General features: G+C 63.0%; 17 protein-coding genes and 1 riboswitch. All 17 genes read left to right on the plus strand.

Annotation, left to right across the window (positions count from 1 at the left end; translation table 11 throughout):
- Window positions 1-85: riboswitch (cyclic di-GMP riboswitch) on the plus strand. This riboswitch is flagged as partial in the annotation.
- A gap of 226 nt (window positions 86-311) precedes the next feature.
- The 17 genes from GX515_01705 to GX515_01785 all read left to right on the plus strand — a co-directional run bounded on the left by GX515_01705 (window position 312) and on the right by GX515_01785 (window position 21,444).
- Entirely contained in the window at window positions 312-494 is a 183-nt protein-coding gene (locus GX515_01705) for a Flp family type IVb pilin (GenBank protein HHY31727.1), read from the plus strand.
- Window positions 495-679: 185 nt separating this feature from the next.
- The gene (locus GX515_01710) at window positions 680-847 is read left to right on the plus strand and encodes a hypothetical protein (GenBank protein HHY31728.1); all 168 of its coding nucleotides are present in this window, start codon (window positions 680-682) and stop codon (window positions 845-847) included.
- A 32-nt stretch (window positions 848-879) separates the two neighbouring features.
- Window positions 880-1,440, plus strand: coding sequence for a hypothetical protein (locus tag GX515_01715; GenBank protein HHY31729.1), 561 nt, complete (start codon window positions 880-882; stop codon window positions 1,438-1,440).
- A gap of 196 nt (window positions 1,441-1,636) precedes the next feature.
- The gene (locus tag GX515_01720; GenBank protein ID HHY31730.1) at window positions 1,637-2,044 is read left to right on the plus strand and encodes a pilus assembly protein; all 408 of its coding nucleotides are present in this window, start codon (window positions 1,637-1,639) and stop codon (window positions 2,042-2,044) included.
- A 44-nt stretch (window positions 2,045-2,088) separates the two neighbouring features.
- On the plus strand, window positions 2,089-3,030 hold the full coding sequence (locus GX515_01725; GenBank protein HHY31731.1) for a hypothetical protein: 942 nt from the start codon (window positions 2,089-2,091) through the stop codon (window positions 3,028-3,030).
- 115 nt (window positions 3,031-3,145) lie between these two features.
- Entirely contained in the window at window positions 3,146-4,111 is a 966-nt protein-coding gene (gene cpaB, locus GX515_01730) for a Flp pilus assembly protein CpaB (protein ID HHY31732.1), read from the plus strand.
- Entirely contained in the window at window positions 4,108-6,501 is a 2,394-nt protein-coding gene (locus GX515_01735) for a BON domain-containing protein (protein ID HHY31733.1), read from the plus strand. The genes cpaB and GX515_01735 overlap by 4 nt, the downstream gene beginning before the upstream one ends.
- Before the next feature lie 5 nt (window positions 6,502-6,506).
- Entirely contained in the window at window positions 6,507-7,823 is a 1,317-nt protein-coding gene (locus tag GX515_01740; GenBank protein ID HHY31734.1) for a response regulator, read from the plus strand.
- 9 nt (window positions 7,824-7,832) lie between these two features.
- A complete protein-coding gene (locus GX515_01745) occupies window positions 7,833-9,341 on the plus strand; it encodes a CpaF family protein (GenBank protein HHY31735.1) in 1,509 nt (502 codons plus the stop codon).
- A 63-nt stretch (window positions 9,342-9,404) separates the two neighbouring features.
- On the plus strand, window positions 9,405-10,400 hold the full coding sequence (locus GX515_01750) for a secretion system protein (protein ID HHY31736.1): 996 nt from the start codon (window positions 9,405-9,407) through the stop codon (window positions 10,398-10,400).
- Between the two features lie 35 nt (window positions 10,401-10,435).
- Entirely contained in the window at window positions 10,436-11,353 is a 918-nt protein-coding gene (locus tag GX515_01755) for a type II secretion system F family protein (GenBank protein ID HHY31737.1), read from the plus strand.
- Between the two features lie 163 nt (window positions 11,354-11,516).
- The gene (locus GX515_01760; GenBank protein ID HHY31738.1) at window positions 11,517-11,984 is read left to right on the plus strand and encodes a DUF192 domain-containing protein; all 468 of its coding nucleotides are present in this window, start codon (window positions 11,517-11,519) and stop codon (window positions 11,982-11,984) included.
- Window positions 11,985-12,407: 423 nt separating this feature from the next.
- Window positions 12,408-12,818, plus strand: coding sequence for a small multi-drug export protein (locus GX515_01765; GenBank protein ID HHY31739.1), 411 nt, complete (start codon window positions 12,408-12,410; stop codon window positions 12,816-12,818).
- Window positions 12,819-13,196: 378 nt separating this feature from the next.
- Window positions 13,197-14,714: a polysaccharide deacetylase family protein gene (locus GX515_01770; protein ID HHY31740.1), complete on the plus strand. Its 1,518-nt coding sequence runs from the start codon at window positions 13,197-13,199 to the stop codon at window positions 14,712-14,714.
- 545 nt (window positions 14,715-15,259) lie between these two features.
- Window positions 15,260-17,548, plus strand: a complete 2,289-nt coding sequence (locus tag GX515_01775) for an ATP-dependent RecD-like DNA helicase (GenBank protein ID HHY31741.1) — start codon at window positions 15,260-15,262, stop codon at window positions 17,546-17,548.
- Between the two features lie 280 nt (window positions 17,549-17,828).
- Window positions 17,829-18,746, plus strand: coding sequence for a hypothetical protein (locus GX515_01780; protein HHY31742.1), 918 nt, complete (start codon window positions 17,829-17,831; stop codon window positions 18,744-18,746).
- An 898-nt stretch (window positions 18,747-19,644) separates the two neighbouring features.
- On the plus strand, window positions 19,645-21,444 hold the full coding sequence (locus GX515_01785) for a hypothetical protein (GenBank protein ID HHY31743.1): 1,800 nt from the start codon (window positions 19,645-19,647) through the stop codon (window positions 21,442-21,444).
- Window positions 21,445-21,629 lie beyond the last annotated feature (185 nt).

The raw sequence follows: 21,629 nt of genomic DNA on the forward strand, positions 1-21,629 counted from the left end.
AAGGCAAACCCGTCGAAAGGCGGGGACGCAAAGCCACGGGTCTAAAGCCAGGAGGGGTTCTGGCCATGATAGCCGGGTTGCCGAAGAGAAGGGACTTTTGGAGCCTGCTCGTTTGGCAACGCCGACGTGCAGGCTTCGTCTTTCTGAAGAGTCTCTTCGGCAGGCCGCGAAAGGGGCCTGCGGGTCAGCCGGGTTGCACGAGCCCAGCGGTTTTGCCCTGACCTGATCTGACCCAGTTTTCGAGAGCGGTTGACCACAAAGACCTCTTCACGCGGTCGTCGGGCATACTTGCACGAAAGGAGGTGTGAGTCATGTTGGCGCTGCTGAAGAGGCTCTTCTATGAGGAAGACGGACAAGGCATGGTCGAGTACGGGCTTATCATCGCCCTCGTTGCGGTAGTGCTGATCGGTGCGCTTGTGGCACTGAGAGGTGGCCTTGAGGGCATATTCTCGCGTGCGCAGAGTGCTCTTGAGGATCCAGAGTCGGCTCAATAATCTTTCGGGACGTTGATATCTAGGACGCAGCGTGTGGGCTGTCGGTTGCGCTGCGCTTGCTGTCGAGCTCTGTCGACCCCTCCGGCAGGGCTCCGTCCCCATGTATTGTCGGGGCAGGTGTGATCCGAGCACGTGGTCGCCCGACAGACCGTTCCGGGAAGACCGCTGGAAAGGGGGCACCAATGGTGGATAGGGTGAGGTTGGCCCGTTTGGCGCGCGACGAAAGCGGTCAGGGAATGGCCGAGTACGCGCTGATAATCACCCTGGTAGCTGTCGTGTTAGCCGGGGTCGTCGCACTGGTCGTCGCGAGATCGGCGGACCTGCTCGGACGAGCGATCGAAGCCATTGAATGAGTGGATGGTTGAGGCTGCGGAGGGTGGTCGATGTGGCACGGATCGTTGCGGCCCTGGCAGTCGCCGCAGCGGGAACGTGGTGGGACGTAAGAGAGCGGCGAGTGCCAAATGAGGTTGTGATCGGCGGGCTTGGCGCTGGCCTTGTGCTTGGCCTCGTTACAGGTGGTTTTCGCGGCCTCGGCCAGTCCGTGCTGGGTATACTCACCGGTACCGCCATCCTCTTCGTGCCGTTCGCCCTCGGGTGGATGGGCGCTGGCGACGTCAAGCTTCTCGCCGCCGTCGGAGCGATCCTGGGGCCTAAAGGTGCGGCGTACTCGATCTTATACGGCGCCGTGGCCGGAGGCGTCATATCTGCCGTGGTGCTCGCCAGGCGGCGCCGGCTGGGGGTTACCCTTACGGCTATCCTCGTAGGCTTCTTAGGTTTTGCTTCATATATCATCCCGGGTCTCGTCTGCCGTACCGTAAGGGTTGTGCATCCCCTCAGAGAGACCGTGCCGTTGCCCCGCTCGGGCGTGGCGATCCCTTATTCGGCCGCCATTGGAATCGGTCTCGTGATAGCGATCGTTACGCGTTTTCCGTCAGCGTTCATCTAGGGGAATCCGGCCTCGTACGGGTCTCCCTGGGTGGCTCCTAGGTGTGGCGTCGTGCCCCGTGTCGCGATTGTCGTTCGGGGGGTCGAGAGGTGGCACAGCTAAGCGTGCGCCGGGCCGCATGCAGCGCAAAGATGCAGATGAAACAGCGCAACGCGCGCCCTGCAGGACGGGCGAGCAAGGAGGAGGGAGGCGGAGCATGTCCCGCAATGAATGCTTTTCTCTTCCAAGAAGCAGCCGCGGCCAGGCCCTGGTGGAGATGGCCATCGTTCTCACCGTTCTCCTCCTCCTGCTCACCGGCATCATCGAGTTCGGGAGGGTCCTGAGCGCCCAGCTTGTCGTCTCTCATGCCTCGCGCGAGGGAGCGAGGATCGGGGTTCTCGGCAAGACCGACGCGGAGATAATAGAGCGTGTGCTTGACGCGGCGAGCGCTCTAGACGCGAGCAAGATCACGGTAAGCATCACGCCTCCCGAATCCGAGCGGCTGCGAGGCGCGGAGCTCAGGGTGGAGGTCAAATACCTCGTTGACATCGTAGTCCCTCTCCTCAGCGACATACTGACAAACCCGTATCCTGTGCGAGGCGTTACGGTCATGCGTGTGGAGTGAAGGTCAGTGCCCCCGGGGGACCGAGCGAGGAGGTGGCGAAGGCGGTGAGTCGGGTGGCGCGTGTGAGCAGAGTCCTGTCGAATGAGAAGGGGAGCGTCATAGTGTTCGTTGCGCTCGCCATGGTGGTATTGCTCGGCATCGCTGCTATTGTGGTGGACGTGGGCCTCCTGTACTTTAATAGAATCGCGCTGTCTAACGCTGCTGACGCGGCCGCGCTCGCGGGTGCGCAAGAGCTCCCGGACAATCCGGGCCAGGCGGAAGCCGAAGCCGTGAGCTACGCCGTGAAGAATGGGGCTGAAGAAACCCGTGTCGTCACCACCTTCCCGGACAGCCACAGCATAAAGGTGACGGTGTCCCGCACCGTTCCGCTGGGGTTCGCAAAGGTTTTCGGCATCGCCAGCAGCGACGTCAGCGCAAGCGCCACGGCCACGGTCGGGTCGTTGAGCGCGGTGTGGGGAGCGGCGCCGTTCGTTGTCCCGGACCAGGAGTTCGTGTACGGCCAGCCGTACACCCTTAAATACGGAGGTGGCGCGGGCGATCACGGAAACTTCGGCGGTCTCGCCCTCGGAGGGAGGGGCGCGAGCAACTACGAGGATAACATCAAGTACGGTTACCAGGGCTGGCTGCGCATGGATGAATGCCGAGAGGTTTGGCTCGAGACCGAGCCTGGCAACATGTCCGGCCCAACGGTGAGGGGGGTCACGTACAGGATATCCCAGTGCCACCACTCGCCGCCGTGTACGTTCGATCACTGTGCGAAGGACTGCCCGAGGGTCGTCGTGGTGCCGGTGGCCGACTTCAACCCGGAGGAGCTTCACGGGCGCAGCCAGGTTCGCCTTGTGGGGTTCGCCGCGTTCTTTCTTGAAGGCGTAAGCGGACCAGGCAACAAGTGCGAGGTCACGGGCAGGTTCATAAGATGGGTGGCTGATGGCGAACCTGGGGGCGCCGGGAATTACGGCGTGGTCGCCACCAGGCTGAAAGAATAGCGACGGGAAGATACAGTAGAACGTCACGGCAGGTCACGGTAGAAGCTATGTTCCCGTGATGGTCAACCTCGCCTGCGAGGTGGGCTCGCTTGGCCGAGGACGAGGGGGTGGCTAAATGAAGGGCGGTAAGTTCACGATTGCGCTCGCCCTGATACCCGGGCTCTTAGCTGCCGTCATGACCTATGTATACGTCAACAACGCGGCAAAGCCCAAACCTGTGGAGGTCAAGAACGTCCCGGTGGTGGCCGCCAAAGCGACCATACCGCCGCGCACCAAGATCACGCCGGACATGATCTATGTGAGGGAGATGCCGGAGAGCGCCATCCACGCGAGGACGGCGCGCGCGGCGGAACAAGTGGTGGGCCTCTTTACCAAGTACGAGATACTCGAGGGCGAGCCCATTATCATGGACAGGCTGTTCGGCCAGAATGAGCCCGTGGGCCTCGCGTCCTCAGTCCCGCGGGACAAGCGCGCTGTGACCATTCCGGTGAACGAGGTGGTGGGCGTGGCGGGGTTCGTGAAGCCCGGGGACCGTGTGGACGTCGTGGCCACGGTTGACGGAACGGATGAGACCGGGGACATGGCTTTCACAGTGCTCCAAGACGTGGAAGTCCTCGCCGTGGCGCAGGACACCGAGGATACAAGCCAGGGCAAGGCCAAGGTGTCGACCAGTGTCACCCTGGCAGTGACCCCCTCTGAAGCAGAGAAGCTCGCCCTCGCCGAGGACATGGGCCAACTGCGTCTGGCGCTCCGACCGGTGGTTGCCTCAACGACGAAGAGCTCCGGCATAGTCGCCCGGGATCTCCTCAAAGAGGTTAAAGGTTGGTCGCCTCCCAAATCGGCAAGCGAGAGCACCCCGCGGTCCGGTGCACCTGTGGTCTCCCCTGGGGATACATCCCAGGGACCCGCCGTGACCATAACGCGCCAGGCTCCCCCAACCCCTGTGGCGCACGGGCCGTCATCGCTTCCTTCTCAGCTTGCCGAGAAGCCGATTTCCGAGCCTGAGGTGGTGGAGGTAATCAAGGGAACGCAGAGGACCTTCGTCACCCTGAGTGACGGCGGGGAGGCGACCAAACAATGATTGGAACCCATCTGTCTCTTGGCACAAGGAGGAATAGACTTCTCGCCCTGGCGCTCATCGTCCTGGCTTCTGCCACGCTCGCCGTCGCGGCGTCCCCTGTGGCGGCGAGCGCGGCACCGGCAACACCGGGCGGGCTCGAGACCCAGACCCAGCCGGCGCAGCAGTCAGGACAAGCGCAGCAGGCGGTGCAACCGCAGCAGCCGGCCGTCGTCACTCGCAACCCGACATTCGCCGTGGTTGTAGGGGAATCGCGCATTCTCCAGGTCAATGGGCTGGTGAGGGTAGCGGTTGCTGACCCCAACATCGCCGACGTGGTGGTGGTGTCAAAGACCGAGGTCATCGTAAACGGCAAGGCTGAAGGACGAACAACCCTCCACGTTTGGGATGCGCAGGGTCGATCCAGTTACGACGTGCGCGTATGCGTCGACAACGCGGACGTCGTGCGTGAGATCGAGGAGACCATCGGGATAAGCGGCGTTAAGGCCAGGTTCGCCAGGTCGACGCTCCTCCTCGATGGGGTGGTCGAGACTGACGCCGATTCAGAGAGGGCAGAGCGCATTGCAAGGGCATATGCGGACAAAGTCCTTAATCTCCTGACTGTCAGGCGACCCACCCTTCCCCCGGAGCCTCCGGTTATCGCTGCCTCGGAGGTCCAGGCCGCTATTGGCGTGCCAGGCGTTTCAGTGCGAGTTCTGAAGGATGCCGTGATCCTGGAAGGGAACGTGGAAAATCCCCTCGACTCGGATCGCGCCGAGAAGATAGCGAGGATCTTCTCAAACCAGGTTCTGAACTTCATTGTAGTGACCCCGCCCTCTCCTAGCGACGAGGCGGTCGCAGAAGGCAAGCCGGCGCCCGCGTCGCCACCGAGCGCGCAGGGCGTTGGCGCGCCCCTCCCCCCGCAACCGCAACAAGCTGGTCCTCAGACAGCGGTGGACACGAGCGGTGGCGGAGCCGCAGGGGAGGCCGTGGCGGCAGCAGGAGCCGAAAAGGCGGAGACGCCCCGGGAGGCTAAGCCTAGCGCCGCTGGTGCCGCTGCTGAGAGGGTGGACTCCGACGCGGCGTTGCGAGATGCCATAGTGGCAGCGGTACGAGACCCGGCCGTGGAGGTCACTGTGGTCAAGGGCAAGGTGCTTCTCGAGGGGCTGGTGTCGAGCGACTACGCGAAGCTCCGGGCGGAGACAGTCGCAAGGCTCTATGCCTCCAACGTCGTCAGCATCATCCGCGTTGAGGAGCCCGAGCCAGCGCCAGTGGCATCAGTGCCACCGGCGGCTTCCACGTCAACGCCCACGGCGCTAGGGTCCGCGCCCGCGCCTGCGCCTGCACCCGAATCTGGCGCGGAGCCAGCGGCTCCCGCGACACGACCTGAACCATCGCTCGAGGATAGGGTGAGCGCGTTCATCAACTTGCCCACAGTGTCGGTGCGGTCGGTAGACGGTAAACTTCTTCTTGAAGGCACCGTGCCTTCGCAAAGTGAGCTCGAGAGGGTCGGGAAGATAGCCGCCATGTTCAGCAAGGACGTAGTGAACCTCGTCGAGATGACCGATCCTTTACAGGTGCTTCTGCAAGCGAACGTGGTCGAGGTTAACAGGGACGCCCTCAAAAACCTCGGTGTAACGTGGGGCGGAGTGAACGGCGAACGAATCGAGCCCGGGTCGTTCCTGTTCGGGGAGGTGAGCTTTCCACCTCTCCCGCCCCTGCCCACGGATGTGACCACCTGGGAGGCATGGCGGCAACTCATTCCGCACGGCAGTCCCATCGAGGAGATCTGGAGACTCAGCCCGATTAGGGCTGTGCTTGACCTCCTCGTGAACGAGAACGCCGCCAAGGTGCTCGCGGCCCCGTCGCTGCTCACCCTGAGTGGGGAACAAGCTGACTTCCTTGTGGGTGGTGAGATTCCGGTGTACGTCGGGCAGAGCGACGGCAAGATCGCATTCGAGTGGCGGCCATACGGCATCAAGCTGACCATGCTGCCGGTGGTTGACTCGAGAGGCCGGATCGCAATAGACGTCCAACCGGAGGTGTCGTCCCTTGACTGGAACAACGCCCTTGACGTGGGGGACGCCGTGATTCCCGCGCTCAAAGTAAGGCGTGCCTCGACTCACCTCATTGTCGATGACGGGGCTACCATCGCCATCGGCGGGCTCCTTCAGAACAATGACGCAAAGATCGTGAACAAGATCCCGATTCTCGGAGACATCCCCATCATCGGCTCGCTCTTCAAGAGCGAGAAGTTTGAGAGGGGAGAGTCGGAGCTCGTGATCTTGATTACAACGAAAGTGGTGAAGACAGGAGAGCCCGTTACCCGCGACATGATGCTGCAACCCACGCCACCGGTGTCTGCGGAGGAATCGTCGCCGCCTGCGTCTGCGTCCGGGGGATCCGGGAGGTGACGGCCATGCCGGAAGAGAGAATCAAGATCCTCATAGTGGACGATGTGGCCGAGACCCGTGAGAACCTCAGGAAGCTGCTGTCGTTCGGGCAGGGGTTCATCGTGGCAGGCGAGGCCGAGAACGGCAAGGAGGCGATCGCTCTAGCGAAGAGGCTCAGGCCCGATGTGATCCTCATGGACATCAACATGCCGGTGATGGGCGGCATAGAGGCGACCGAGGCGATCTCCGTGGAGGTTCCGACCACCACTGTCATCATCATATCGGTGCAGGGGGAGTCGGAGTATCTTCGAGAGGCGATGGCGGCCGGTGCACGGGACTACCTCATAAAGCCCTTTTCCAGTGACGATCTCATCAACACGATTCGACGGGCGTACGAGATGGACGCCAAGCGGCGGGCAAGGTTCGCGCCTGTGCCGATAGCCCAGCGTAAGGAGGGGAAGATCGTCGCGGTATTCAGCACGAAGGGCGGCGTGGGGAAGACCACCATAGCCACCAACCTCGCGGTCGAGCTCGCAAGCCATAGCCACAAGAACGTGGTGTTGATGGACCTGGACCTTCAGTTTGGCGACGTGGCCATCATGCTCGACACGGTTCCGATCAGGACCATTGCCGACATCGCGAAGGAAGACGAGATCGATTCGGAGCTCGTGGAGGCGTGCCTAGTCACTCACAAATCGGGGGTTAGAGTGCTCTCATCGCCATTGCGTCCGGAGCAGGCGGAGATAGTCAACGCCAAGCACGTCGAGGCCATTCTAACGCTCCTTGCCGAAGCCTACGATTTCATAGTCGTGGATATGCCGCAGGGGCTAAACGACACCACCCTTGCGGCGCTCGACGCGGCTGACAAGATCTTGCTTGTCACGACGCTCGAGCTTCCGGCCATCAAGAACGCCAGGCTATGCCTGGAGATCATGGACGCCCTGGGATACGACGAAGACAAGGTCAAGCTCGTCGTGAATCGCTCTTCGCGGGACATCGGCCTTAGCATAGACGAGACCGAGAAGACCCTGCGCAGGCCGGTGGACGTTCACATCCCGAGCGATGGCAGGGTTGTCGTGCCATCTGTCAACAAAGGCGTGCCGTTTGTGACTAGCGCCCCGTCGGCGAGGATATCGCAGACCATACGCGATCTCGCGCAGGCGATCGGCGCCGGTGACGGCGATGACGCGGTCCCGGACGCGCTGGCGGGTCGCAAGGTCGCGGCGGCAGGCGGTGGCCAGGCAGACATAGTTGCGATGGCGGCTACGGAAGGCCACAGCGCAGGCGCGAGGCGACGTCTCGGGATCTCAGGGCGGATCTTCAGCATTTTCACGGGTGGGTGAGCGTGACCCATGTCACTTCAGGCACGGTTGGAGAAAGCGCGGCAAGTGCAAAGCGTGCAACAGGTGAAGCAGGGACAGGCAAAGCCGGTGCAGGCGGGTTTGGCGCCAGTGCGGGGCGGGCAAGGACCGCTGCATGCCGCCGCTCAGGCGGAGGACAGGGTGCTCCGGGTGCTGGACTCGGCGCGATTGGACGGCGGGTCGGCGGCTGTGCAAGTCGAATCCGGGCCCGTCATGCCGCGCGAGGACCCGTACGCAGCTCTTAAAGAGAAAATCCATGAGAGGCTCGTAAAGGAGATAGACAAGGAGCTGCTCCGGAAGACCGACTCTCCGGCGGACCGACAGAAGCTGGCCAGCGAAGTGGAGGTGGTGGCGTCCAAGGTCCTCGATGAGGAACCCCTGCCTCTCATTCGCTCCGAGCGAGCACAGGTGATCTCCGAGGTCATCGACGATGTGCTCGGTCTCGGGCCCATAACCCCGCTCCTCGAAGATGACTCGGTGTCAGAGATAATGGTCAACGGCCCGAACAATGTGTATGTGGAGCGTGGCGGGAGGATAGAGCGGGCGAGAGTGTGCTTCCGCAGCGCGGACCATGTGATGCACATAATAGAAAGGATCGTGTCACCTCTTGGTCGGCGGATTGACGAGGCCAGCCCGATGGTGGACGCAAGGCTCCCGGACGGGTCCCGGGTGAACGCGATCATCCCCCCGCTGTCGCTGGTTGGTCCTTGCATCACCATCCGGAAGTTCTCGCGAGAGCCATTCACCATAGATGACTTGGTCAGGTTCGGCACTCTGACGCGGGAAATGGCTCAGTTCCTCGAGGGCTGTGTGAAGGCGAGGCTCAACATCGTGGTGTCGGGTGGGACCGGCAGCGGCAAGACGACCACCCTGAACGTGCTCTCGTCGTTTATCCCGCCGGACGAGCGGATAGTCACTATCGAGGACGCCGCGGAACTGCAGCTTCGGCAGGAGCACGTGGTGACGCTGGAGGCGCGGCCCCCGAACCTGGAGGGCAAGGGTGCCATCACCATCAGGGATCTCGTGAGGAACGCCCTGCGCATGAGGCCGGACAGGATAGTCGTAGGGGAGGTGCGGTCGGGCGAGGCGCTGGATATGCTCCAGGCCATGAACACCGGCCACGACGGATCGCTCACCACGGGTCATGCGAACTCTCCCCGCGACATGCTCGCGAGGTTGGAGACCATGGTGCTCATGGCGGGAATGGATCTGCCGCTACGGGCCATCCGAGAGCAGATCGCTTCAGCCGTCGACCTCATAGTGCATCAGGCGAGGCTGCGCGACGGCAGCCGCAAGATCACGCACCTGACCGAGGTCCAGGGCATGGAAGGCGACATCATCACGATGCAGGATATCTACGTGTTCGAGCAGACGGGCGTGGACGAGCAGGGCAGGGTGGTCGGGAGATTCAAGGCTACCGGCATTCGGCCGAAGTTCCTGGAGCGGTTCGAGTCCATGGGAATCCCGCTTCCGTCCGGAATGTTCGTGGATTTCCTGTAAGCGGGACGAGGCTTCGAGTTCATTCAGACCCACGGTCAAACCACAATCAAAGGGGAGCAAGCTATGCCTGGCCAACTGTTTGCAGCCGCTGTATCGGCGCTTGTGTTCATTTCCGTGGCGCTGTTGGCGCACGGCGTCCTTCGCGCGGTCGGCGAACGGCGCTCTGGAACATGGAGGCTCGCGCGCCTATCTGGGGCCGCGGCCAATGCGCCCGGCAGCCAGCCGCAGGCGGCCGCCGCGGCGGCTAAGAGCAGTTTGCTCGGCTCGCTGCGCCCGACCCTCGCGTTCGTGGGCAAAGCCTTCGAGAAAGGGGCGTACGCGGCGAAGGTCGAGAGGGAGCTCGCGCGCGCGGATATCCCGCTTCGCGGCTCGGAGTTCGTGGCACTCAACTTCATGCTCTTGCTGCTCGGGCTGGTCTCAGGGGTCGTTCTCACGAGAAACGCGGCTGTCGCCCTGGCGCTAGGGATCGCGGGGGGCTTCTTACCCAACGTGTATGTCAAATGGAAGCAGGGGCAACGATTGGGGAGGCTTAACACGCAGATAGCCGACGCGCTCGCCATAATGGCGAACTCATTGCGGGCGGGTTACAGTTTCCTCCAAGCCATGGATATGGTATCGAGGGAAATGTCGCCCCCCATATCCGACGAGTTCTCGGCGGCCATGAAAGAGATGAGCCTGGGCGCGCCCACAGAGGGGGCGCTCACCTCGCTGGTAGACCGGGTTGGCAGCGAGGACCTCGAGCTTGTCGTCACGGCCGTTCTCATCCAGCGGCAGGTCGGCGGCAACCTTGCGGAAGTCCTCGATAACATTGCCCACACGATCAGGGAGCGAGTGAGGATACGGGGCGAGATCAGGACTCTCACAGCGCAGGGAAGGCTGTCCGGGATCATCATCGGCGTCCTCCCGGTGGGGCTGGGGATCCTGCTGTATGCCATCAATCCCAGCTATATCACGCTGCTCTTTACCAACCCAATCGGGAGAATCATGATCGTCATGGCGGTGATTGGCGAGATCATCGGCGCGTTGGTGATTCGGAAAATCGTCACGATCGAGGTCTAGTCCGGGAGGATTGACACAAGGGGAGGGGCTGACGGGTGGCCCTTTTGGTATCGGCGCTGGTATTTGTGAGTGTGACATCGGTCACCATGTGGTCCATGGGCTTGACGCGGCGTGAGCCCACCGCGGACGAGCGGCTCAAACGGCTCGCTGTCCTCACGCGCGTGCCCAGCGAACGCGAGAAGAAGCTCGCGCGGCCGCTTGGGGAGCGGCTGTTCGGCCCGGTTCTGCAGTCCATCAACAATCTCGTGGTGTCGGTCACCCCGAAGCACATAGTCGATGCGGTCAAGAACAAGCTCGACGCTACCGGGAACCCGTGGAACATGACCCCGGGTGACTACATTCTGATGCGTGTCGTGACGCTCGCGATCCTCCCGATCGCGGCGTTCGGGCTGGCGCTTGGCCTCGGCCCGAGCACCGCCCTGCTCCTGGCCTTCGTGGTTGCGGCCCTGGGGTGGCTTGTCCCGGAGATGATGATGCAATCAAAAAGGAAGGAGCGCGAGAAGCAGATCCGGAAGTCCCTCCCCGACGTGCTCGACCTCTTGACTGTGAGCGTGGAAGCGGGGCTCGGGTTCGACGCAGCCCTGGCAAAGGTCGTTGAGAGGAAGAAGGGCCCGCTCGCTGACGAGTTCGCCTTGCTTCTGCAGGAGATCCGCATGGGCAAGTCGAGAAGGGACGCCCTGCGCGAGGTCTCGGAGCGTGTGAAGATCGACGACATCACCTCGTTCATCGCGTCCGTGATACAGGCGGACCAGCTCGGTGTGAGCATCGCTAACATCCTTCGCATTCAGTCGGCGCAAGTGCGCACGAAGCGGCGCCAGCAAGCGGAGGAGGCGGGCATGAAGGCTCCCATCAAAATGCTCTTCCCGCTCATTTTCTTCATATTCCCCACGCTTTTCGTGGTGCTCCTCGGGCCCGCGATAATCCAGGTCGCCACGACATTCATGGGTCTGTAGCTCATTCACACCGCCTGCCGTCCAGGGCGTACTCGTCCGGCAGGTGTTTGGTCTTAGTCTCAGGGCTCTGCTCGTTGATTCACTGATGGCCGCGACCGGGGTCGACGCTAGGTAGCGAGCCGCGTGGAAGGGGCGCAATGCCCCGGGATGGAGGCGGATGACGATGGTCGTCACGGCGGATGACGCCCTGCCCGAGGAGACGGGCGAAACCGCTGCGTTTTCCGTATTTACGACCGGACGGCCCGTCGAGGAGAGGGACAACCCTGGCGTGCGGTCCAGCGTCGCCGTGCTGAACATGACGCGCTCGACGGTGCTCGCAACGCGCGCGCAGCTTGCGCTCTCGGCGGCTGCCCGTGCGCGCGGGCTCCTCGGCAGGAAATCGCTTGAAGAGGGCGAGGGGCTCGTGATCCGGCCGTGCAAGGGCGTCCACAGCTTCGGGATGAAGTTCGCCATCGACGTGGCTTATGCGAATCGTGCAGGCGTCGTGGTGTGCCTGCTCGCGCCGCTCCTGCCAGGCAAGGCCGGGCCCATGGTGCGAGAGACGAGCTGGGTGGTGGAGCTTCCTGAAGGCGTGCTGGCGCGGACAGGCACCGTAATCGGTGACAGACTTCAAGTGTTTTACTGCAAGTGATGCCGTGCGAGGGTGCCCATCTCTCGCCCGATTGGCAATGCCAGAGTGACGGTGATAACTCGGCTGCAAGCATGCTACCCGGGAATGGCGTGCTCGCGGCGCACCTCCCCGGATTCGGCCCGCAGCCTGGCCAAATTCCGGGCGCCGCATCGCACAGGCGGCGCCAGTCCCAACGCTCCAAGGGGAAAACGGGTAAACTCATGGACCATGCATGGACCATGCTTAGGAGGAAAGCCTGCGTGGTGCGCGGGCGCGCGGGAGCCGGCCTATTGCGCTGAGAACGAGGCACAGTCTGGGAGGAGATCCGAGGCGGGCGGGGAAACATTCAGGGAGGGAGCTGAGAGAGGCGAATCGGTCTTGCTCGAGTCTTGGAACGAGTGGGTTTCAGTTGTGTCCAGGGAGACCCTGGTCTTTCTTACCGCAATGATGCCCGTTGTGGAGCTGCGCGGCGCGATTCCCCTCGGCATCTCGCTCGGGATGAACCCGGTGGAGGCCTGCGCCGTAGCGGTGCTCGGGAACATCGTTCCCGTTGTTCCAGTGATGCTTTTCCTGCGTTATGCAGCCGCGTGGTTACAACGCTTTCAGTCGGTCCGAAGGGCAAGCGAGTGGTTCTTCGCGCGCACACGCGCGAGAAGCGGTCTAGTCCAGAAGTACGGGCCTCTCGGTCTCGTTCTCTTCGTGGCGGTCCCATTGCCATCAACTGGGGCATGGACGGCTGCCGTCGCCGCCTTCCTCTTCGGCATCGGCATCCGCAAAGCCTTCATTGCGATCTCGCTGGGCACCGCCCTCGCGGGTCTCATCGTCACCGGCCTTACCTGCCACGTCATTCCCTGAGCGCCATCCATTGAGCATTGCCCCCTAAGCTGGCCGAGGAGCGAGTCCCCAGCCATCCCAGCCATCCCAGCCATCTTGAGTGCCCCTCCATCTGTATCTGTCGTTGCGGGTCCATGTATGCCTCCGAGTTGCGCCGCGCCCTATCCCTGCATCCTCCACACTTCTTGCCACGAGGGTTCCGCCCGCTCGGAGGGACGTGATAATCGTATCCGCGGCCCCCGATCGATCCCAGGCATACGTGACTGGGCCAAGCATACGGATTATAGGGATCGATGGGATTGATACGGCGCCCGGCGCAGGTCCGAGGAACACGATGAGCGACCCGTTTCCTGAAAACGGCGGCGTGGGGCGGCGAATCAGGAGGAGGCATGGTGCACTGTGAGGGCGTTCGAGTGGTGGCGGACGTGGCGGGAAGGCGCGCGTGCAACGGTGAGGGCTTCGAGGGCTGCGAGAGCTGGATGGAACCCGAGGGATTCGAAGTGCGCTGCGTGGTCCCGGGGGCTCGGGCGGCTGAGCGGGTTCGCGCGTTCAATAGGCGTACGTCGCCTTGGCTTCGCTGGCCTTGCGGTCATGATTGTGGTCGCCGCGGCGATGGCGGCACAAGGATCCCCAGTCCAGGCGGCCGTGCAAGAGAACGCGTCGCTTGAGGTTACTGCAACACCGTCCCGAGGCCAAGGACAGGGATACGGGGCAGAGTACGAGATGGAGCGGAGGCCGGACGTTTACGTGTTTGGCTTCATCCAGGAAGGCTCGATGATGGTCCCAGTGAGGCCGGTAGCCGAGACCTTTGGCGCCACCGTTCACTGGGTGGCAGGCCTGGGGACGCTCGTGAACGGCCATTTGGTCCGTACCGTGACGGTGCTGGGTCAGGCATACTCGCCCGCGCGAGAGCTTGCGCAAGTCCTCGGATGCTGGCTCGAGTGGAACCAGGCGGCGCGTGCGGTTACTCTGTCAAACGGGATCCAGAGACTAGTCGCCTCGGTGCCGCAAATGTCGTGGGAGGACGGGAGCGCCCTGTCGCCGGTGGCGGGCGAGTCGGGAAGCGACCTTCAGACCGTGAACGCGCCGGTCGTCACCATCATGTCCACGTCGGTCGGAGGGGCCGGCGCAGGCGGCTCCGCGGGACAGGGCCTTCAGGACGCGAAAACAGGAGCCGAGCTCGCGGTCGTCACGATCACGACTCTTCACGAGGGGCGAGGTGCTCCGCCGGGGGGAGATGCTGGCACCCACGCCGGGACGAGCGGCACCGGGGATGGTCAAGAGGCGCCTGCTCCGGCGGGCAAGATCGCTCTCACGTTTGATGACGGTCCGGACGAGGTTTACACGAAGGAGATCCTCGACGTCCTGGAAAGGCACCACGTGAAAGCCACCTTTTTCCTCATCGGCAGTCAAGCCGAGCGTCACCAGGGCGTTGTCCGCCAGATCGCCTCTGCAGGCCACGAGCTCGGGAATCACGGGTATTCGCACTCGAGGCTCACGACTCTGTCTCTCGAGGCCGCGCGACGCGAGATCGCTAGGACGCAGGAGGTTATCAAGGCCGCCACGAACATCACGCCAGCTTGGTTTCGCCCGCCCTACGGCAGCTACAACGAGGAGATCCAGCGGACGGCGAGAGCGGAAGGCGCCGCAACGGTTCTGTGGACCCTGAATCCTGATGACTGGCGGAGCCCCGGCCAGGCAGTCATCGTCCAACGGGTCGTCTCTGCCGCGAGGGACGGAGCGATCGTGCTCCTACACGTGCGAGCGCAGACCGCCCGCGCCCTACCAACGCTCATCGAGGAGCTCAGGGCGAGGGGATTCGCACTTGTGCGGTTGTCAGACATTCTCTCCCCGGGGGGTAAAGAGGAGCCACAGCGCCGCCCGGGGAGTTCAGTCGATCCTGACAAGGCCCGTTAGCGAGATCACGTCCCAAGTGTGGCGTCACAAGCCTTCGTCTTATTTCTTGATGGCGCTATGGTTGCCGGTGCTTGTGCTGGTGCTTGCGCGAGGGGGCGTGGAGAATTCGGCCGTCTCGCTCGCACGCCGAATTCAAACGAGGCGCGCGCCAGGCGCGCTGTCCCCAGAGTGCAAGGCCGGCAACGCTGAACAGGGACCCCTCCGCTGAAAAGTGGCGCGGACTTTGAGCGGAGCCTGCTAGACTTGTTCACTCACTGCTAATTCGCGCGACCGCAGCGACGGGTTCGCGGGCTTCAGCCGGGCCGAGACGGCGTAACGTGGGGAAAGCCAACGGTCTCTTGGCGAGATGCTTAGTACGCTCCTGGATGCGAGAGCCTGCCGGGAGCCAGCGGCATTCGGCTCGCTCGACAACTCGGCAGCTGAGCGGAAAACGGCATGCTGCGAGATCTCGCGAGTCCACGAGGCCTGTGAGCGTTTACTGCACCGGCGGGTGTATGTTAAAATGAGGCAGCCGAGACATTCATGACCTCGCACGGAGGACAGGCATGCCTTCGATTCAAGGCACGGTCGAGCGCATCACGTACCGCAACGAGGACAATTTCTACACGGTGGCGAGGGTCGCGTGCACGCACATGGACGCGGCAGGGCCGGAGACCCCTTCTGCACTCGGCCGGGCGCACGGGCGGGCACCGGGAGACGGCCGGCCAGGGGGCGCCCGGTGGCCCCGTCGTGCGCTCCCCGTGACCATCGTGGGCACTTTTCCTTTCATCAGCGTGGGGGAGACGCTCGCGCTCGAAGGCGAATGGGTGGAACACCCAGAGTACGGGCGGCAGTTCAAAGTCAAGAGCTACGAGTCAGTCGTCCCGGCGACGCAGAAGGGCATCGAGAAGTACCTCGGGTCCGGGCTCATCAAAGGGATCGGGCCTGTGACAGCCAAGAAGCTCGTGTCGCACTTCGGGCTCGCGACCCTTGATGTCATCGAGCATCACCCCGAGCGGCTCACGGAGGTCGAGGGTATAGGGCCTGTGAAGTCCGCCGTTATAGCCCGTGCTTTCCAGGAACAGAAGGAGATACGGAAGGTGATGTTGTTCTTGGCGGGCCATGGGGTGAGTCCCACGCTTGCCGTCAAGATATACCGGCGATACGGGGACGCGTCCGTCCAGGCGGTTCGTGAGAACCCTTACCGGCTTGCCGACGAGATCCACGGTGTCGGGTTCAAAACCGCGGACAAGATCGCCTCTCAGCTGGGGATAGAGCCGACCTCTGCCGAACGGATCGCGGCGGGCGTTCTGTACGTCTTGAACGAACTCGCTGGGGACGGCCACGTTTACTATCCCGAGGAGTCCCTCCTCGCCGAGGCGGCGAAAACCCTCGGTGTCGAGCAAGACCTGGTAGCGAGGGTACTGCCGGCGCTCGAGGAGCGCGGCGCGATAGTGCGCGACACCGTGGAAGGGGAGAAGGCGGTTTACCTCGCGTACCTGTACCGCGCCGAGACGAGCGTCGCCGAGAGGTTGATGGCGCTCGCGGGAAGGTCGCCTAAGCCGCTCACAGTTGAGTTGGACCGGCTCCTTGGAGAGCTCGAACGCCGGGATGGAGTGCGCCTCAGCGGTGAGCAACGCACCGCTGTGGAAAAGGCTGTCCGCCGTGGCGTGCTTGTGCTGACAGGGGGCCCCGGCACCGGGAAGACCACCACGGTGCGCACCATCCTCCGAATCCTCGAGTCGGCTGGGCTGCGGGTGGCTCTCGCGGCGCCCACGGGCCGTGCGGCGAAGAAGCTCGCCGAGACGACGGCACGCGAGGCAAAAACCATCCATCGGCTGCTCGGCGTGAGCTTTGGGCAGGGACAGATGTCCTTCGAACACAACGAGGGCGCGCCCATCGATGCTGACGCCATTGTTCTGGATGAGACGTCCATGGTGGACATTCAGCTGATGAGCCACTTTCTTGCGGCCGTCCGCCCGGGCACCAGGCTCGTGCTCGTGGGCGACGCGGATCAGCTGCCTTCAGTGGGGCCGGGGTCGGTGCTGCGCGACGTCATCTCCTCCGGTGCCGTGGAGGTTGTTCGCCTTACCGAGATATTCAGGCAGGCGAGGACGAGTATGATAGTCACCAACGCCCACCGCGTCAACAGGGGTGAGATGCCTCTTCTGAACAAAAACCTCGCCGAGGGGGCGAAGGCCGACTTTTTCTTGATCGCAGAGGACGATCCCGAGAAGGTCGCGGCGCTGGTGAAAGACCTCGTGACGCGGCGCCTTCCCGCGTATGTGGGGTGCGACCCCATCGATGACATTCAGGTGATGGCGCCGATGCGACGGACGGTGACAGGCGTCGAGAACCTCAACGTCCTCCTGCGGGACGCGCTCAACCCCGCCGCGGCCGGGAAACACGAGATACGCATGGGCGGGCTCGTGCTCCGTGAGGGCGACAAGGTTATGCAAATCCGCAACAACTATGACAAAATGGTATTCAACGGGGATATCGGGCGAGTTGTGAAGGTGGACGAGGAGGACCAGGAAGTCGTGGTTGCGTTCGTGGAGCCCGACGGCACGCGACGCGTCACGTACGAACAGCACGAGCTGGATGAGCTCGTGCTTTCCTACGCGATCTCGGTCCACAAGAGCCAGGGCAGCGAGTACCCTGTCGTGGTCATGCCCATCACCACTCAACACTTCATAATGCTCCAGCGAAATCTCCTCTATACTGCCATCACTCGGGCGAAGCGTCTTGTTGTGTTGGTCGGCACAGCCAAAGCCCTCGCCATCGCCGTGAAGAATAGCACCCAGGACCGGCGCTGCTCCGGGCTTGCGGAGAGGCTGCGGGCGGCCGTGCACTAGGCGATGGGCACCCGATATCTCGCGCGTCGCGTTCTCTCGCATCCGCTTGAGGCGACGTGCGGGGTTGCGGCCATGTGTCTTATTGTGGCCGGCTATCTTGGGTAATGTTGGGAATGAGAGAGATTCATCCTTCTGGGTGAAGGACGAGGGCGGTCGCCGTCGAAAAACACTAACATGTGTCTGCGGCTCGCGCCCCGTGCTCTTGTCCCCGACCTGGGGCTGGCGAGAGCCACTCCTGTAGCGTGGGCACACTATCAGCAGCGGCCTGGGGGCAATGGATATGGAAACAATCCTTCGCGAAGTCCTAGACGAGATCAGGAGCGTGAAGTCCGATGTACGCGAGCTGAAAGAGGGCCAGACCAGGCTTGAGACTCGCTTCGTAGGGCTAGAGAAAGCTCAGGCCGGGCTTGAGACGAGGTTCGCAGGTCTTGAACAAGCTCAAGCTGCGTTCCAGACGCGGCTTGGGGAGCTTGCAGAAGGTCAGGCCAAGCTTGAGACGCGCTTCGGAGAGCTCGCGCAGGGCCAAGCTAAGCTTGAGACGCGCTTCGGGGAGCTCGCGGAAGGTCAGGCTAGGTTCGAGGTGCGGGTCGCAGGGCTCGAAGAGGGGCAGGCCAGGCTTGAGACGCGTTTCGCAGGGCTGGAGAAAGCTCAGAGTAGGCTTGAGACACGTTTCGTAGGACTTGAGCAAGCTCAAGCTGGGCTTGAGGGGCGGTTCGTAAGGCTTGAGAGGGCTCAAGCCGGACTAGAGACACGGTTCATAGGGCTCGGGGAGGCCCAAACGAGGCTCGAGACCCGGTTCGCAGGGCTTGAGGAAGGCCACGCCAGGCTTGAGGCCCGGTTCGCAGGGCTCGAGGAAAGCCACGCTAGACTTGAGACGCGCTTTGCAGAATTCGGAGAAGCTCAAGCCAGGCTTGAGAACCGGGTTGGGGAGCTTGCAGAAGGCCAAGCCAGGCTCGAGACGCGCGTTGGAGGGCTGGAGGCGGGTCAGGCGAGGCTTGAGACGTGCGTTGAAGACCTCAAGGCAGGCCAGGTCCGGCTCGAGAACCGCATGGAACGGGTAGAGGCCGGGCAGCTTCGTATCGAAAGCCGACTCGAGACCGAGGTTATCGATAAGATCCGCGTTCTGTTCGACGCCTTTCAACTGCACCAGGAAAGACTCGACCGTCACGAGGAGAAGCTTGAAGCCCTTCGAAGGTGAATCTGGCCCAATGCTGCTTTCTACTACAGCAGCCCGGTTGTTAGCTCGTTCAAGATGTCGCCATGCTTTGGCCTCCCAGAGGGGGCCGCTGGTGCTGAGGCAGTCGAGAGCGGCAGCCCGGGCGGGGTGCCCGGAGGACGTGTTACGAGAAGCCCCGGTGACCAACATAGTTCGAAGTCTGAAGTCCTCTCTCCGCTGCCACAGGTTTGTTCCCGCCTGACATCTTTATCCCATTCCCAACCTAGCTAGCGCGAAACACAACCGCTTCAAGGGAAGGACGGGCGCGCGCGTCACGCAGCGCTGCCCAGCCTTGCGCTCGGATGACGGCGCCTCAAAGCAGGGCGCCTCGCGAAGATCGAGCCCGTCGTGCGAGTGGCGTAGTCTTGCTTTCCTCTCATGCACCGCCGGCGATCCAAGTGAGGGTGCGGGAGGCTATTGAACTTGCCCAGCAGCTGCCGATTTGGGCCACCTCAGCGACGGCTTTGTAGGCCTCAGTCAGGCTGAGGAGACATAATGCAGGGAAGCTCGATGGCCTCCCGCACCTCCACTTAGCGCCTTAGGGAAAAGCAAGAGGCGACCAGCGATCCCACCACACATGTCTAGTCGCCGAGACACTTGCCTCGGACAGTCGTCCGCTCACTTCAGCCGTGTGATTGTCAACGAACTTGTCCCGCGCGATGTCTACGCCCGTGGTCGTACGGGTGTTCGCACGAACAGCCAAACCACCGTCGTGCGCCCCTCGCGGCCAGCGTGGGCAGGCTTTTGCTGCCGCGTTGCCAAGCCGCTAAAGACGGCATGGGTCTTGCGACATACGCCGATTCGATCGCGGATATTCGTATGTACAAAGGCCGTCGTGGATGGTGAACACGGACTTGTGAAGAGGCGAGGAGGGCTACCAATGATGCGCCGGCCGATAGTCTTTGCGGCAGTTGCCGGGTTACTCTTGTTTGGTTTGGCTGCCATTCCTGCTCGTGGGAACTCCCTCACCGTCTATAGGCTTGATCCACCCAGCGGATGGGTTGAGCTCCCGCCGGTCAATCCATACGCCACGGCGGTGGGGGAGGGCCCGCTGCAGGGTTGGAGCAACGCGGGGTCGGTGTCCTGGCCGGTGCGGGCGACCGCGACGTTCGAGCCGGACATTGAGAAGGCTGAGCTTACCGTGGATTTCATCCCCGTCTCGCGGGACATCCGGCCCAACGAGGCTAGGCTCTTCATTGCGCCCCTCGGACAACGCCTGGAGTGGCGGGTTGTGATAACGGTGAGGAACCCAAACGACGTGGCGATGAGGGACGTGAGGGTGCGCGACGAATTCGGGCCCGCATTCCGCGTCACGCTGGCGGGGAGACCGCATGGAGACGCTCGTATCGAGGGTGGCGACCCCAGGGGCAGCCTGCGTCTCCAGGCGGACCTTGTCTGGGACATCGGCGACCTTGCGCCGGGAGAGGCGGCCAGGGCGGAGGTGACCGCGGTCACCGGCCGGGATGGCCACGGCAACCAGCAGTTCTCGCGCGAGGGAATATACTCGATTGATACCGGTGCCCGCCTCACATATACCATTGCCGGGAAACCGCAGATCCGGAACGCCGCGTCCGGGAGCGTCATCGCTCGCAAGCGGGCAGACGCGCTGCGTGGCGACGGAACACCATTCGACGTGACCCCTGCGCCTATCGCAGGTGAGGCTGCCGGTGGTGAGTCCCCCGTCGTCCCCGTAGGCCCGCTCGTCGCCGGCGGAGGCCTGCAGGTTGGCGGGGCCAGCATCGTCAGGGACAGCGGCGAGGCATCGGGCGGGGTAGGCACGCGGGACATCAGCAGGACTGACCCGCGTCTCATCGTAACGGCCGCGGCCAAGACGCCAAACATCGCCGAAGACGCGGGACAATTCGTCGTTCCATGCGGCGAGTATGCCGAGTGGGAGGTCACTGTGAGCATCTCGTGCACCGCTGACTCCCGCCTCAGAAGGTGGCAGGTGGGTCTGGAGTTCGGGCCGGAGCTTTGGGTCGAAGAGGTCCCAGGCTCCAGGGACATTGTGGCTCATCCCGACCCAGGCACGGGTCCTCCTGTCGAAATAGCGCGGGATCCCGCCAGTGGCAAGTTCAAGGTGACTTGGAATTCGTCCTGGTCCGGGGTACTGCCTTTCGGCGCGTCAGGCCAGTTCAAGCTGAAGGTGTACACTGCGGAACCAAGCGGGTATGAAAGCCCTGGGACGTTTACCTTCTGTGACAACATGACCCTAAGCTATGAGACGGTGTCCGAGTCGGGCACGGTCGCCCTGAGTCCGCCCATATTGATACAGGCTGAGGGTGGACACGCGAACGTGTCGCTCGGCGCCACCCGGCTCGATTGGCGAGTGCGGAAGGGCGGCACATACGCGGCACTCGCGACGGAAATGAGCTTCACCGGCACTGGCAAGCTTGCGATCCAGTTCGATGGCTTCGCCGATCTTGCACGCCTCGACGGCGGGGCAGCCACCATCGCGACTTGGTACGGCTTCGGCGACGATCTTGGAGCGGTGGAGTCTAGCGGCTGGATCGCAGCTTGCGACCTGAACCTGGACGCCAATTCACGTGGCCCGATAAGACTTGATCCAACAACTCCTGCCCTTCTTCGGATGTGGTCAAAGATAACCGTGGGCGAGGAAGACTCGTCATGCGAGTACGAGGACGTGGGGGTGGTCACCTTCATCGCGAGCAACAACTAGCGCGCCTCAGGTACTTCACGTAACGCAGTCGCGGGTGCTCCGCGCAACACAGGCGAGCGCGCCCGGTGCTGAGCGCGGGCGGTGCCGAGGCTAGCGCGGGGTCCCGCGAATCCTCTGGGCGGTCGGGGCGCCCGGCGCAGCGTCTCGATGCGCCGCGATGACTTGACTAGCGTGCCAGATGAGCC

It is taken from the genome of Bacillota bacterium (genome assembly GCA_012842395.1).
Lineage (GTDB): Bacteria > Bacillota > SHA-98 > UBA4971 > UBA4971 > UBA6256.